Annotated in this window: 18 protein-coding genes; 14 read left to right on the top strand and 4 right to left on the bottom strand. The window is 35.0% G+C overall.

The window, feature by feature from the left end:
- Window positions 1–72: 72 nt before the first annotated feature.
- The 3 genes from AB1280_RS07980 (at window position 73) to AB1280_RS07970 (ending at window position 2,559) form a co-directional block, all read left to right on the top strand.
- Window positions 73–1,512 carry a GntP family permease gene (locus AB1280_RS07980; RefSeq protein ID WP_429755485.1) on the top strand — a complete coding sequence of 480 codons (1,440 nt, stop codon included), beginning with the start codon at window positions 73–75 and terminating at the stop codon, window positions 1,510–1,512.
- A 136-nt stretch (window positions 1,513–1,648) separates the two neighbouring features.
- Entirely contained in the window at window positions 1,649–2,122 is a 474-nt protein-coding gene (locus AB1280_RS07975) for an SAM-dependent methyltransferase (RefSeq protein ID WP_429755484.1), read from the top strand.
- Window positions 2,119–2,559, top strand: a complete 441-nt coding sequence (locus AB1280_RS07970; RefSeq protein ID WP_272190757.1) for a GNAT family N-acetyltransferase — start codon at window positions 2,119–2,121, stop codon at window positions 2,557–2,559. The genes AB1280_RS07975 and AB1280_RS07970 overlap by 4 nt, the downstream gene beginning before the upstream one ends.
- A 180-nt stretch (window positions 2,560–2,739) precedes the next feature.
- Here the strand turns inward: AB1280_RS07970 and AB1280_RS07965 are convergent, their stop codons facing one another.
- Window positions 2,740–3,279 (bottom strand): HAD-IIIA family hydrolase, encoded by a 540-nt coding sequence (locus tag AB1280_RS07965; RefSeq protein WP_272190755.1) that lies wholly within the window; start codon window positions 3,277–3,279, stop codon window positions 2,740–2,742.
- Window positions 3,280–3,499: 220 nt separating this feature from the next.
- On the opposite strand from AB1280_RS07965, the gene AB1280_RS07960 reads away from it, so the two are divergent.
- From AB1280_RS07960 to AB1280_RS07940, 5 genes are all read left to right on the top strand, one after another.
- Entirely contained in the window at window positions 3,500–4,210 is a 711-nt protein-coding gene (locus AB1280_RS07960) for an ABC transporter ATP-binding protein (RefSeq protein WP_429755483.1), read from the top strand.
- Entirely contained in the window at window positions 4,203–5,420 is a 1,218-nt protein-coding gene (locus AB1280_RS07955; RefSeq protein ID WP_429755482.1) for an ABC transporter permease, read from the top strand. Before AB1280_RS07960 ends, AB1280_RS07955 begins: the two co-directional genes overlap by 8 nt.
- Window positions 5,421–5,677: 257 nt before the next feature.
- A complete protein-coding gene (locus tag AB1280_RS07950) occupies window positions 5,678–6,253 on the top strand; it encodes a YpjP family protein (protein WP_272190751.1) in 576 nt (191 codons plus the stop codon).
- Between the two features lie 110 nt (window positions 6,254–6,363).
- Entirely contained in the window at window positions 6,364–6,993 is a 630-nt protein-coding gene (locus AB1280_RS07945) for an HAD-IIIA family hydrolase (RefSeq protein WP_429755481.1), read from the top strand.
- 28 nt (window positions 6,994–7,021) lie between these two features.
- The gene (locus tag AB1280_RS07940; protein ID WP_272190748.1) at window positions 7,022–7,414 is read left to right on the top strand and encodes a VOC family protein; all 393 of its coding nucleotides are present in this window, start codon (window positions 7,022–7,024) and stop codon (window positions 7,412–7,414) included.
- Window positions 7,415–7,634: 220 nt separating this feature from the next.
- Here AB1280_RS07940 and AB1280_RS07935 read toward each other — a convergent pair whose 3' ends face one another.
- A complete protein-coding gene (locus tag AB1280_RS07935; protein ID WP_429755480.1) occupies window positions 7,635–8,009 on the bottom strand; it encodes a hypothetical protein in 375 nt (124 codons plus the stop codon).
- A 121-nt stretch (window positions 8,010–8,130) separates the two neighbouring features.
- Between AB1280_RS07935 and AB1280_RS07930 the strand changes: the two genes are divergently transcribed.
- From AB1280_RS07930 to AB1280_RS07920, 3 genes are all read left to right on the top strand, one after another.
- Window positions 8,131–8,421, top strand: coding sequence for an L-lactate permease (locus AB1280_RS07930; protein WP_429757305.1), 291 nt, complete (start codon window positions 8,131–8,133; stop codon window positions 8,419–8,421).
- A 72-nt stretch (window positions 8,422–8,493) separates the two neighbouring features.
- Window positions 8,494–9,519 carry a serine hydrolase domain-containing protein gene (locus AB1280_RS07925; RefSeq protein WP_429755479.1) on the top strand — a complete coding sequence of 342 codons (1,026 nt, stop codon included), beginning with the start codon at window positions 8,494–8,496 and terminating at the stop codon, window positions 9,517–9,519.
- 109 nt (window positions 9,520–9,628) lie between these two features.
- Window positions 9,629–9,844 (top strand): spore germination protein, encoded by a 216-nt coding sequence (locus AB1280_RS07920; protein WP_272190745.1) that lies wholly within the window; start codon window positions 9,629–9,631, stop codon window positions 9,842–9,844.
- A 234-nt stretch (window positions 9,845–10,078) separates the two neighbouring features.
- On the opposite strand, the gene AB1280_RS07915 is transcribed toward AB1280_RS07920, so the two are convergent.
- Window positions 10,079–10,339, bottom strand: coding sequence for a DUF3947 family protein (locus tag AB1280_RS07915; RefSeq protein WP_429755478.1), 261 nt, complete (start codon window positions 10,337–10,339; stop codon window positions 10,079–10,081).
- Between the two features lie 223 nt (window positions 10,340–10,562).
- On the opposite strand from AB1280_RS07915, the gene AB1280_RS07910 reads away from it, so the two are divergent.
- Window positions 10,563–10,760, top strand: coding sequence for a hypothetical protein (locus AB1280_RS07910; RefSeq protein WP_429755477.1), 198 nt, complete (start codon window positions 10,563–10,565; stop codon window positions 10,758–10,760).
- A 183-nt stretch (window positions 10,761–10,943) separates the two neighbouring features.
- On the opposite strand, the gene AB1280_RS07905 is transcribed toward AB1280_RS07910, so the two are convergent.
- Window positions 10,944–12,401: a serine hydrolase gene (locus AB1280_RS07905; RefSeq protein WP_429755476.1), complete on the bottom strand. Its 1,458-nt coding sequence runs from the start codon at window positions 12,399–12,401 to the stop codon at window positions 10,944–10,946.
- 268 nt (window positions 12,402–12,669) lie between these two features.
- Here AB1280_RS07905 and AB1280_RS07900 point away from each other — a divergent pair, with 268 nt between their 5' ends.
- Both AB1280_RS07900 and AB1280_RS07895 read left to right on the top strand, forming a co-directional pair.
- On the top strand, window positions 12,670–13,626 hold the full coding sequence (locus tag AB1280_RS07900) for a thymidylate synthase (RefSeq protein WP_429757304.1): 957 nt from the start codon (window positions 12,670–12,672) through the stop codon (window positions 13,624–13,626).
- Between the two features lie 20 nt (window positions 13,627–13,646).
- Window positions 13,647–14,135: a dihydrofolate reductase gene (locus tag AB1280_RS07895; RefSeq protein ID WP_429755475.1), complete on the top strand. Its 489-nt coding sequence runs from the start codon at window positions 13,647–13,649 to the stop codon at window positions 14,133–14,135.
- Window positions 14,136–14,139: the final 4 nt, after the last annotated feature.

Here is a 14,139-nt window from a genome sequence, read left to right as displayed (position 1 = left end):
ATAAAGTGGAATTCTACTAAATAAACTGAAAATTCTATAAATATTTCCTCGGAAATTAGAAAGGAGAAGATCATGGAATTAGTCATTATTTTACTGGCACTTAGTATGCTTATGTTTGTGGCATATCGCGGATTTTCTGTTATTTTATTCGCGCCTATTTGTGCACTGTTTGCTGTTTTGTTAACAGAGCCGACTTATGTTTTGCCTTTTTTCTCAAATATTTTTATGGAGAAAATGGTTGGTTTCATTAAATTATATTTCCCTGTGTTTTTACTAGGAGCGATTTTTGGAAAAGTAGTTGAGATTTCAGGAATCGCAGAGTCAATCGCAAAAACAATTATTCAAATTGTTGGTGTAAAACGGACCATACTGGCGATTGTATTAATGGGAGCGATTTTAACCTATAGTGGTGTTAGTGTATTTGTAGTGGCATTTGCTATTTTTCCATTTGCAGCTAATTTGTTTCGTGAAGCAAATATACCGAAACGACTCATTCCAGGTACAATTGCACTTGGTGTGCTTACATTTACAATGGATGCGCTTCCAGGAACACCGCAAATTCAAAATGTTATTCCGACAACATTTTTCAAGACAGATATTTATGCTGGCCCGTTATTAGGAATTACAGGAGCTATTTTTATTTTTATTGTCGGTATGGTGTATTTAGAAAGTCGACGTCGCAAAGCAGAAGCGCAAGGAGAAGGGTATTATGGATTTGGCGATGGACATACGGAAATGGCAGCATCCATCGAAACGGAACAAGGTGTAAAACGATCACTGCCATCGGCTGAAATTACCCCACTTCGACAAGTGCTTGCTTTCGTACCGCTTATTTTAGTCGGCGTCATGAATAAAATTTTTACAATTGTTATTCCAAAATGGTATCCAAATGGCTTTGATTTTACATCCATTGGTTTAAAGAGTTTTGGGAAAGTAGAGTTGTCTGGGGTGCTTGGAGTATGGTCAGTAGAATTAGCACTTATCACAGGGATTATTGCAACATTATTATTAAATTGGAAACGTGTATTTGTAGACTTTCAAACAGGGTTAAATGCTAGTATTGGTGGCGCGTTACTAGCAGCAATGAATACAGGGGCAGAATATGGATTTGGTGGTGTAATTTCATCTCTCCCAGGATTTGGTGTAATTCGTGATGGTATTTCAACTACTTTTACAAATCCACTAATTAACGGAGCCATTACAACAAATGTACTTGCAGGTATAACAGGTTCGGCTTCCGGGGGGATGGGGATCGCATTAAGCGCAATGTCTGATAAGTATATTGCAGCTGCAGAGCAGTTCCATATCCCGTTAGAAGTGATGCATCGTATTATTGCAATGGCATCAGGAGGAATGGATACATTGCCGCATAACGGAGCTGTTATTACATTACTTGCAGTAACAGGGTTAACTCATAAACAATCATATCGGGATATCTTTGCAATTACAATTATTAAAACAGTAGCTGTATTTGTTGTAATTGGCATGTATAGTTTAACAGGTCTTGTATAATTTTCAGATAAAAGAGAGTGCTACTTATTCCCTTTTGTTTCTATAAATAATATTATTATGTAAACTGGAGTATTATTCATGGAAAATATTCGGAGAATATATTATAATGTAAGTGGTTACAAAAAGGGGGGATACGATGTTTTCGTTACAACCGATCGCTTTTGTACATAATGAACGAATCAGTGTAGAAGATGATTTGTGGGGAGAAGTTGAATCTGTTATAGAAATGACAGATTTGTATACAGAAGAGAGTTTGCAAGGGGTTGAACAATTTTCACATATTGAAGTAATTTTTTATTTTAATAGAGTGAGAGAAGAGAACATTCAGTACACGGCAAGACACCCTCGAAATAATAAAGAGTATCCAAAAATCGGTATTTTTGTACAACGGGGGAAAAATCGTCCGAATCGATTAGGTGCTACGATTGTAAAAGTAGTACGAAGGGAAGGAAAGCGCTTAGTTGTGCAAGGATTAGATGCGATTGATGGTACCCCTATTTTAGATGTGAAACCAGTTATGAAAGAGTTTTTACCAAATGAAGACATCAAGCAGCCAGATTGGGCAACGGAGTTAATGAAGAACTATTGGAAAGGAAGCGAAGAGAAGTGAAAATATATCAAGCAACTATGGAAGACTTACAAGGAGTAGCATCATTATTTAATGAGTACCGCATGTTTTATCGACAAGATTCTAATATTGAAGGTGCTGAACAATTTTTACGTGCACGTATAGAACGAAAAGAATCTGTTATCTTTGTAGCAGTAGAAGATGGGAAATACGTTGGATTTACGCAGCTATATCCTTCTTTTTCTTCTATTTCGATGAAAGAGCTGTGGATATTAAATGATTTATTTGTACGAAGTGAGGCAAGAGGAACTGGAGTAGGGAAAGATCTTTTAGCAAAGGCGAAGCAATTTGCAGTAGAGACAGGGGCAAAAGGATTAAAGCTCCAAACAGAAGTCGATAATGCAACAGCACAGCATTTATATGTAGGCAATGGTTATATAAGAGATGATCGCTATTTCCATTATGAATTAACTTTATAAAAAACATTTATAACTAGTGATAAATATCCAAGCATATTGCAATATTGTTTCATAACATATGGATATGTAAGGACAAGCATTTCATAAAGAGATAGTTTTCATATTTTTGCAGTGAGGTATGCAAAGCGAGTGGAATGACAAACCAGCAATGCCGTTTTACGTGGCATTGCTGGTTTGTTTTCATATAGAATGCGAAAGAAGCCATGAAACAGCATCTTCTAAATTTTTGGCAATATAATCAGCATTCATGTTCGCCCATTTATGACGGTATGTATGCAGAGCATCGTATCCAGCACCTGTTTGCACTAAAATCGTTGTGGCACCGACTTGTATACCTGCAACAATGTCACTCCATCTATCACCGATTACAACACATTTTGTTAAATCAAGATGATGTTTTTTCGTTGCTTGAAGGAGCATTCCTGTTTCTGGTTTACGACAATCACAGCCATCACTATGCCGGTGGGGACAAAGATAGATGTCATCAAAGCCGAATGCTTCTAATTCTTGAATAAAGTCTTCAGTTTTTGCTTTGCCATCCGCAATGCCCGGTTGGTTTGTAAAGGAAAATAGTTGTATGTTTTGTTTTTTTAGCTTATTTAGAGCCATCTCAGTGAATGGGAATAACTGAAACTCTCCGGGATAATGAATCGTTGTATCGCCGCCGATTGTACCGTCACGGTCGATGAAAATAGCTTCAATGTTTAGTTTAATTGTCATAGTAAATATCCTTTCTCGTTGTTTGATAGAAGTATTTTATAAGAAGGTGTGCATGGAATAATAAAAAATATTTTGTGCTCAGAATATAAAGTATTCTATTATTTAGCTTATTTTCCTGCATATGGATGGTGTCTTTGCTATGGGGCATTTTTTCCCTTGAAAAATATGTTATTATTTTCATAGAAATTTATTGTAAGTTTATATAGGGAGAGGGATATAGTTGCTGCAAGTAAATATAAATTCAGCTGGATACGAAGCTGGAGAACAAACGATACATAATATTGCCTTTTCAATTGAACAAGGTGAACTCGTTGCTTTAATTGGTGCAAACGGAGCAGGAAAGAGTACAACGATAAAAGCGATTCTTGGCTTATTGGCGCATATGGACGGGGAAGTCTCATTTGGAGAAAAAAAGAATCCGTATGCCTATGTTCCAGAGCATCCGACGTATTATGATTACTTAACATTATGGGAACATATTGAACTTTTAATGGCTGCTAGGGATGTAGAATCAGGAAGCTGGGAAATAAAGGCGGATGAGCTGTTGCATACATTTCGGATGGACAAGCATAAGCATGAATATTTGTCGAAGTTTTCAAAAGGAATGAAACAAAAGTCAATGCTCATTTTAGCTTTTTTAACAGAGCCTGATTTTTATATTATTGATGAGCCGTTTATTGGGTTAGATCCAACGGCAACTCGTGATTTTCTCAATTTTTTGTATAAAGAAAAGGAACGGGGAGTAGGTATTTTACTGTGCACACATGTGTTAGATACAGCAGAAAGAATATGTGAGCGTTTCTTATTAATTTCAGAAGGAACGTTATTTGCAAATGGAGATTTACGTAGTATTCAAACGCTTGCTAACATGCGAGAAGGCACATTGTTAGATTGTTTTGATGTGATTGTAAGGCGGGAGAAACATGATTAGAAAATTATTTTATAAGAGGCTATTCTATGAATTAAAACGAAAATGGAAAGCGGTGCGTTCTGTTGTCGATTGGACAATCGCATTATATGCAGTTGTTCCAGCACTTGTATTTAGCTGGATATATTACACCTCACTTTGGAAAAATGGACCGGAAAATGAAGATGTAATATATTGGGTTATCGGACTTTTTATCCTTTACAGCACAACGTTTTCAAGAAGTGTACGTTCGTTTTTGGAACAAGCAGATAGTTTGTTTTTAATTCAATTTCCAAATCGGATTAAACAAATGATGAAATATGGAATGGTTTATTCTTTTTGTCGTATTTGTTTTACAAGTGCACTTGTAATAATACTATTCTTACCCATCTTTTTGAAAGGTTTACATGGAACGGGAATACAGGCTTTTAGCTGCTTTGTCTTTTTGACTTGCTTTCGTTTCACAGTTTCCTTGATACAACGGTATATTGATGTTCGGTTTTATAAACAGTGGCAAGTGATTATTATTAAAAATATTTTCTTTTTTATAGGTATTGTATATGTAGGCATAACATGTAGATACATATTACAACAGTCTTTTTATGCGATTTTGTTCTTCCTCCTTCTCTTTATCATAAATTTTTTCTTAGTAAAAGAAAAAATGGAGTACCATCGCTTCTTCTTTAAAGAAACTGAAAAAGAAAAAGGAGAAGCAATGAGATGGACATCACAAATAATGGAAATAGGGGGCCAAGTACAAAAACCTACAAATACAGCGAAGCCGTGGTTATTTCCGCGTTCTAAACGTATATTATTAGGAAAGGACAATGACGCTAGAATCATTGAAGCTTTTCTAAAGGAATATTTTCGTTCGGGTGATGCAAGTGGTTTTTACATTCAGATTATCATTTTAAGCGCAATTGCCATTTGGCGTACGCCGTGGTGGATTGCTGCAATCATTATTTCGTTTGCGTTATTTGCAATCTATCGTTATTCGAGTGGAAAATGGAAAGTTTTTTCAGGGAAACTATTTTTACAGTTATATTGTTCGGAAGGGAAGAAACTTTGGCTGTCACAGAAAGCAAAGGCATATCTCTTTATACCCGCTTTATGTGTATACGGCATTGCAGCACTAGCTCATTTTTATTTGATTCCTGCTGTAGTTTGTGCAGGGATTGCAATTGGACTAACAGTGTGGATTTTATTTGTTCCTAATAAAAAAAGAGCTAGGTAGCTCTTTTTTTAATCCGTAATCGACACATACATAAAATAAATTAGAACACAAATGCTTACGGCTGAAAAGAGAAGGTCAAGTGTCAAATGGAAACCCTCCTAGTCAAATCAGGGAATTATATTTATTATATGAAATCTTACTATTCTATATTCAAATGATGTTAACATTAATAAATTTGTAAAGTGCAAAAATTGGCATCATTTTGTATAATAGAAGAAATAGTTATAAAAATATAAAAAGAAAGGGAGGGATACAACATGCCAAATTGGATGAAAAAGACACTCGTCGCGTTAATTACTGTATTAACATTTGGATTAGTAACACCTCCTTCTGTACTGCTTGGTACTGCAAAAGCGGACAAGCCTACAAAACAACAAAATCTAGAACAACCGTCGTATACACTGGATGAGAATTTAAACGATATAAGCTCAGAAGCATTCCTTTCCTATGCGATGCAAGAAGCAGAGCGGCAATCGATGGAGAAGTTCGGATCGAAAATCGGTCCAGTAATTGAAGATGAGTTTAAAGATATTATATTGCCGAAAATAGAAGAAGCACTTGCAGACCTTGCGAATCATACACCAGAAGATTCACTGCAGTCTTTAGCAATTTCACAAAAACCAGCCGGTGGGAAAAATGAAAAGATTTTCCATGTTTATAATACAAAAACTGGAGATGACTTACTTCGTTTTCACGTAAGAAGAGATCATCCACCGCAAGATGGTTATTATTTTAATTTTCATTATCATCGTTATGATGATGACTTTATAGCACACCACGAGCTTGGTGATATTTATTGGAATACGAATACACCGCCGCAATGGCTGTCATAGAAAAATGAGAACAAGGAGATATACCTTGTTCTTTTTTGTAAACAAAAGGTTATATCAATTTGAAAGAGAATTCTTAGGTGTAAAGAATATGATAGCAAGGAGCATTGGCAATGAGTAAATATGTTATGTTTGATTTTGACGGTACCTTAGTAGATTCTAAAGATATCTTTATTCCTATTTTTAATGAAATAGCAGAGAAACACCGTTTTAAACAGGTAAAAGAAGAGGATGTTGAGGCATTACGGAAGTTATCAATTCCAGAGAGATGTAAATTGCTTCACGTGCCTTTATATAAAATTCCTATGATTGCATTAGAGTTCTATAAATTATATCAGCCATCGATTCAAAGCCTTTCTTTATTTGATGGAATTAGAGATGTTTTGCAGACGTTGAAAGAGAGTGGCTATGAAATTGTCATTGTATCATCGAACGCTGAGGAACATATTCGGGAATTTTTACGTCAGAATGAAATTGATTATATTCATAATGTTTTTTGTTCCCATAATATATTCGGAAAAGATAAAATGATAAAGAAATTTCTAAAAGAAAAGAAACTAAAAAGTTCCGATGTGATTTACGTAGGAGACGAACTTCGAGACATTGTATCTTGCAAAAAAATTGGTGTAGAAGTGATTTGGGTAAGTTGGGGATATGATGTGATAGAAACAGTACAGGCTGAATCTCCGAATTACATAGTACATGTACCAGAAGAAATTGTAAGTGTTGTACATTCGAAATAATGTGAAGCGGGAAAGGGAGCAAGGGAGTATGTCGGAAAAAACGTTTGAACCAGGTATTCACCATATTGAATTTTGGGTAGCAAACTTAGAGGAGTCTATTGAATTTTATCGTCAATTATTTTCGATTATTGGCTGGAAACAACTAAATGAAACGGCTTTTAGTACAGGGAAAACAGAAATTTATTTTAAAGAGATTGATGCAGAGCTTGTACGAACATTAGGGCCAAGACATATTTGTTATCAAGCAATGAATCGTTCTGTAGTTGATGAAGTAGTAAGTTTTTTACATAATGTTCAAGCTACAATCATTCGTGGTCCAATAGAAGTAAAAGAGTATTCAGAAGGATATTATACAGTAGATTTTTATGATCCAAACGGTTACATCTTAGAAGTTGTGTATGCGCCGAATATGGAGATGTAAATGGAGTATAAGGAGAATGACTTCTATTAGTTAAACAAACTATAATTAGAAGAGGATACTATGATCAAGATTATCGGAAATTCTCTTAACACTTAAATTAGCAAGAATGATTCACTCTTTATTAAGAAATACATCAAAAAGGATGTAATAGGAAAGTAGAGACTTTCATCTCAAAACAAGCAATGCCTAGGAGGAGCATTGCTTGTTTGTTTCATTCACCTTATGCAATTTTTGTAACAATAAGTGAAGGATTGTCATAACCGGAAACTCCTGAACCACCACCAGCAACTGAAGTAAAACGAAGAGATACTTGATCTCCTGCATTGAGATTTCGCTGTATGGTTTTAGATGGGGTCCATCCAATAGTTAGAAAAGCATTATCTATTGGATTGATTATAAAAGCCGCAAAACTTGTCAAATCATCTACGCCATTAACATTTGCAATAACTGTCACAACTTCGGATTGGGCGCTAGCATTGACAGCTATAGCAATAACAATACTAAATTCGATACTATAAACTCCCGTACTTAAAACAGTAATAGTATTTGTTGCAAGATCTAGAATTGTTCCGGATGATGGTCCTGGTGGTACCATAAATTATCAAACTCCTTTATTTATATTTAGTATATTAAATGAAAAAGGAGTTTTTTGCTTGTATGCTTGTCCAACATAATTTATAAACACGAATACCTCATTCATATGAGGTTGACATAACATAATATTATCGGAATTTCCCCTCATCATTTGTAAGGCAAAGATTCTCGTCCTTCCTTATATAGGTTTTTTAACAGGAAGTAATACTGCATCAAATACAATGTTTATCAAATTACAAACACAGACTGCAGTTCAAGTTGGATTATCTCCAGTCTTATTAGCTTGTATTCAAAACGTAAGTTCCTCTTTCATGACGATGGTTAATCCTTCTAGGATAGCATTAAGTACTTCGATTTGCCAGATTAGTAGTAAAGAAAATGATATGCAAAAACAAATGACGCTTGCGGGATAAAGATAAAAACAATTTACGAACATACATTCTTTTGTTAAAATTTACATGGGATAATATGGAGGTGGATTTGATATGGAATTAAGGAATATAAATATTTCAGAGCGTATGGAGCACTATAATGTATCTGGTTTAAGCATTGCTTTCATTGAAGATGGTGAGGTGCATATGACAAAAGAGCTTGGTGTCATGAAAGCGGGAACGAATAGAAATGTAAACAGTAATTCTATTTTTAATGCTTGTTCGATTAGTAAGTTTTTAACAGCAATGCTAGTTTTAAAGTTAACCGAACAAGGAATCTTTCATTTAGATGAGGATATAAATAATAGACTTATATCTTGGAAGCTTTTTGAAAATGAATATACGCAAAATAAAAAGGTTACGTTACGAACATTACTTAGCCATCAATCTGGAATTATCGATCCTGAAGGGAGTTTTTGCGAATATAATTCCACTCTAGACGAACTTACAATGGGTGAATTATTAGAAGGGAAAACACCATATTGTAAAGAACGTATTGAAGTGAATTATGAACCAGAAAGTGACTTTCAATATTCCGATGCAGGTTTTTGTATCATACAACAAGTAATAGAAGATGTTTGTGGTAAACCTTTTGAGGTGTTAATAGATGAGCTTATATTTGAACCGTTACGTATGAAAAACAGCACATTTGGACCAATAGCATTAACTGGAAGTAATAGACAATTTTCTTGTGGTCATAATAAAAAAGGAGAAGTCGTTTCGAGCAGATATCCAATTTATCCATATCCAGCAGCTTCCGGACTTTGGACAACACCAACAGATTTAGCTATTTTGGTAATTGAAGTAATGAACTCGTTAAAAGGTAAAAGTAAAATTGGTCTTTCTGAGATTCAGGTAAAAGAACTCATTACTTCACAAGGCTGTAAAGAATGGGCGGGTTTAGGTGTTTTTCTTGATGGTACAGGACAAGAAATTGAATTTTCTTCACTTGGTTGGGGGATAGGATTTCAAAGTATGCTCGTAGCTTATCCATATTTAGAAACAGGTGTAGTTATTATGACAAATACCGATTTAGGGGTTCATCAAATGAAGGGTATTATTGGAGAAATTTTAAAATGAGATTTTTGTTTTAATCTCTTCGCAATTCCATGAGTAAATTGCAGTCGAACCCTTTCACAGAATGAATCATATAGTGATTTAAACAATCCTTGATAAAGTAGGTGAAAATATGCCGTCTCTTGTTGGAAACTTAGTCGTACAAAATAGTAATGGTTCTTTTAACTTAGGAGACTTTTATAATGTATCTCCGAAAGAAAATACGAAAGCTTATAACGGATCCGGTTCATCTAACGTTGCTTTTGTTCTTAATACTTTTAACGGTGTAAGCGGTACGAATACATTTGATTCAGATGTAGCTGATCAAAATCAAATTGGAACAGTCTAAAATTATTTATCCTTTTCTCTCCACTGCATAATATTTCAAAGCCCGTTTATACTACAGCTAGTTTCAGCGAAGCGATCTTATATATCTTTTGTAGAGCAGTTAGCTATTGCTAGCTTTTTTTATTGAATTTGTACCACTTTCGTTTTCCTTCATTACGATAATCCTCAAAAGGATCAAATTTTACGGACATGAGTAAGTATCCGTTAAACAGCTATTATTTTTTATTATTATTTATTATAAATTGTATTCAGTTCCATACGGAATCGTTGAAATAGATATTCCATATTGTGTACTATGCATTGGATAATAATATTGCAAGTAATAAGGTTGCATACTTTGTTGCATTTGTTGCATTTGTTGCATTTGTTGCGCCTGTTGTTGTGCTTGTAATGCTTGTTGAACAGCTTGAATTGTACTTTGCGCTCCACTTTGCGTTACACTAGCACCATACCCAGCAGGAATTCTCATTTGGTTGTTAAGATAAGGATAAAACATTATTACTCAACTCACTTTCGTATAAGTTTCTACAAAATATGTTATGAAGATTAATTTTGGAAAGTGTAAAAAATGAATTTTCTAATTCGTTACCTCTTGTACGCCGTGAGTTAAGGCTAATGCAAAGAGAGTAAGGTAACGTGTTCATTGATTGGAAATCTTTTGTAGGATTTTCTAAATGTAGAAATGAAGGAGGAATATCCTCTAAAGGAGTGATTGCTTTATGTTAGGAAAATGGTTGAATAAAGTAAGAGAACCAAAATGTATACACAAGTATATATTCATTAACACTCAGGGTAGTGAAAATTTTAAAACAGGGCAGATGGGGACAGCTAGCTTTTATAAGTGTGAAAAGTGTGGAAAAGAAAAAATTGATTATAAATATAATAATGATATAAATATTAACCCTTGGAATATATAAAATAACTTGCTTAAAGAAACTTCATATCTTTTATATTCTGTCCTTGTATATGAAAAATTGGTTAGAAATATTTGTTACTGTACATGAGGTTACGTAGAGGTCTTATGAAACAAAAAAGTACACCACTATATAGAAGAGTGATGTACTTTTTTTGTTTTGAGAAAAATTACAAAAATAAAAATGCTAGTTATTTATTTTCGTAAACAGAAGTGGCTTGGTGCTTAACGTTGCTGGGAGGTGTACTTTCAGTTCATGCAGTTCACCAGCTGGATTCATTTCATAAGAAATTAATATGTCCATTTCTACTTGGAAAAGATTCCATTTCGTATTGAACATATCATAGTGGTGATGGTTCATTTCAATGTCGAATGACGCAAATTTTAAATTTAATGATTCATTTCGTTTGTGTACTTCAATTGTGCCGTAAGCAGGGTGTTCGAACGTTCCTGTATAATCTTTTAACGGATGGGAAAGAACAGTTTCCTTTACTTGTGGTAGCGGTTTGTTCATTTCTTTCATCATTTCTTGAAACTTTTCCGTATCTTCTATCGAACGTTTGTGCCAGTCAATTGGTTCTAATTCAAGCAATTCATCATAAATTTGATGTGCAAGATATGGAGGGAGTAACGTGTTACCACGGTTCGTTAATATGACAAGACCAATATTATGTTCTGGCATAAAGGAGACAAATGCTGAAAATCCATCGATATTCCCTCCGTGATAGATTTCCTTATGGCCGCGATAGGCAGTAATAAACCAGCCAAGACCGTAACTGTTTACTAGAGTTTCTGGCATAGTGAACATTGGTGCATCTGGAATCGGGATATGCGGTGTATACATTTGCTCAAGCAGATTTTGCGCAAGAAGTTCATGTTCGCCAACTTTTCCTTTATTTAAATGCAGTAACACCCATTTTGCCATATCCTCAATATTAGAGTTCATACATCCAGCAGCACCAATTGTATTCAGATTGCAAAAAGGTACTTCTGTTATGTTTCCATCTTTCTCGATGTAAGGAAGTGCATGGTCATTTGATTTTTGTGAAGTGGTTACTGAGAAGTTTGTATGTTCCATTTGAAGTGGATTTAAAATATGTTCTGTTGTATATTGTTCCCAGGTTTCATTTGTAATATTTTCTGCAATAGAGCTAATTGTAGCATACATTAAGTTGTTATATAAAAATGCAGAGCGGAACGGCGCATCTAGCTCTAAGTGGCGAAGGTTTTCAACGATATTTTTTCTACTTAAGGAGTCTGCGCGCCATAGTAAATCGTGGCGACTGACACCGGTGCGGTGAGATGCAAGGTCACGAGCTGTTGTTTGTGCGCTTGCTAGTGGATCGTGAAGTGAAAAAGTTGGAATATACGATTGTACTGGTGTATCCCAATTAAATTTTTGCTGCTGCTCGAGCAAGCTTAAAGAAAAAGTACCAAATGCTTTTGTTGCGGAACCGATTGCAAATAATGTTTTTGGTGTAACGGGTTTTTTATTTTTTGTATCACGGTACCCATAACCTTCTGACAGCATTACCTCTCCATTCTTTACGATGGCTACTGCCGCTCCAGGGACCTTTAAATCTTTCATCATGTTTTGGATTGTCGTATGTAATTTACTTGTAAGAGGCATTTCAGTTTTTTGCATAGTAAAACCTCCACTCATATATTTTTACTACCGCACTATAGTTTCTTGAAATAGATAGGAAATCCCTTTTTCTTTTTAGCAGAAAGATTGACGAAAGTATGTCAGATTTTAAAGGTGTAAAAATATTTAAATAATGAGTTTTTGCGTGTGTATTCTATATTAAAGAGTTTTTATAAAAAAGTCCGTGTGAAATTCGAAGGCATATATGATAAACTCCATATAGGAAAAAATAATGTTACATAAAGCAATTGTGAAAGAAGGTTACTTGATGAAACACGCAGAGTATGAATATTTAAATATGTGCCGTCATGTTATGGAAAACGGTACGAGAAAAGAAGACCGCACTGGTACAGGAACAGTATCTGTATTTGGGTATCAAATGCGCTTTGATTTAAGTCAAGGTTTTCCGTTACTTACGACAAAACGTGTGCCGTTTCGTTTAGTAGCGAGCGAACTTCTTTGGTTTATGAAAGGTGATACAAATATTCGTTATTTGCTGCAGCATAATAATAATATTTGGAACGAATGGGCGTTTAAGAACTGGGTAGAGAGCGATGCATATACAGGTCCAGATATGACGGATTTTGGACTTCGTTCCCAGCAAGATGAAGAGTTTAATAAGCAATACGAAGAGCAAATGGAATTGTTTAAAGCAAAGGTGTTAGAAGATGATGAGTTTGCAAAGAGTTACGGTAATTTAGGTGATGTGTATGGGAAGCAGTGGCGTGCATGGAAAACGACTGTCGGGGAAACTCTTGATCAATTACAAGATGTAATTGATATGATTAAGAAAAGTCCTGATTCTCGCCGTCTTATTGTGTCTGCATGGAATCCGGAAGATATACCAAGTATGGCATTGCCGCCTTGTCATACGTTATTCCAGTTTTACGTGGCTGACGGAAAATTATCTTGTCAGTTATATCAACGCAGTGGTGATATTTTCCTTGGTATTCCGTTTAATATAGCGAGTTATTCTTTATTAACACATTTAATTGCTCATGAGTGTGGCTTAGAAGTAGGAGAATTTGTTCATACAATTGGTGATGCTCATATTTACACAAATCATTTTGAACAAGTGAAAACACAATTAGCACGTGAGCCACGTCCATTCCCAACGTTAAAGCTAAACCCAGATGTGAAGTCTATCTTTGATTTTGAAATGAGTGATCTTACTTTAGAAGGATACGACCCACATCCAGCAATTAAAGCACCAGTAGCTGTGTAAACAAAGATAGGGGGATATATATGATTTCATTACTTGTAGCAATGGATAAAAATCGACTAATCGGTAAAGACAATCAATTACCTTGGCATCTTCCGGCAGATTTGGCGTACTTTAAAAAAGTAACGATGGGTCATCCGATTATAATGGGACGAAAAACGTTTGAATCGATTGGCAGACCGTTACCTGGCAGAACAAATATCATTTTAACTCGTAATCAAAATTTTGAAATGGAAGGCTGTGAAGTCATTCATTCTATTGATGATGTGAAGAAAATGGACGAGCAAATGATTGATGAACTCTTTGTAATTGGCGGTGCAGAAATTTTTAAAGAAGTGCTTCCTTTTGCCGATCGCTTGTATATTACAAAAATCGATGATGTATTTGAAGGTGATACATTTTTCCCAGAAATAAACGACAATGAGTGGAAAGAAATATCTGTAATACAAGGCGTGACAGATGAGAAAAATCCATATACATATGCTTATCATGTGTACGGTAGAAGGAAATAAAAAG

Source organism: Bacillus sp. S10(2024), assembly GCF_050473865.1.
Lineage (GTDB): Bacteria > Bacillota > Bacilli > Bacillales > Bacillaceae_G > Bacillus_A.
Note: the sequence above shows the minus strand (reverse complement) of the source record. Positions and strands in the feature narration are given on the sequence as shown.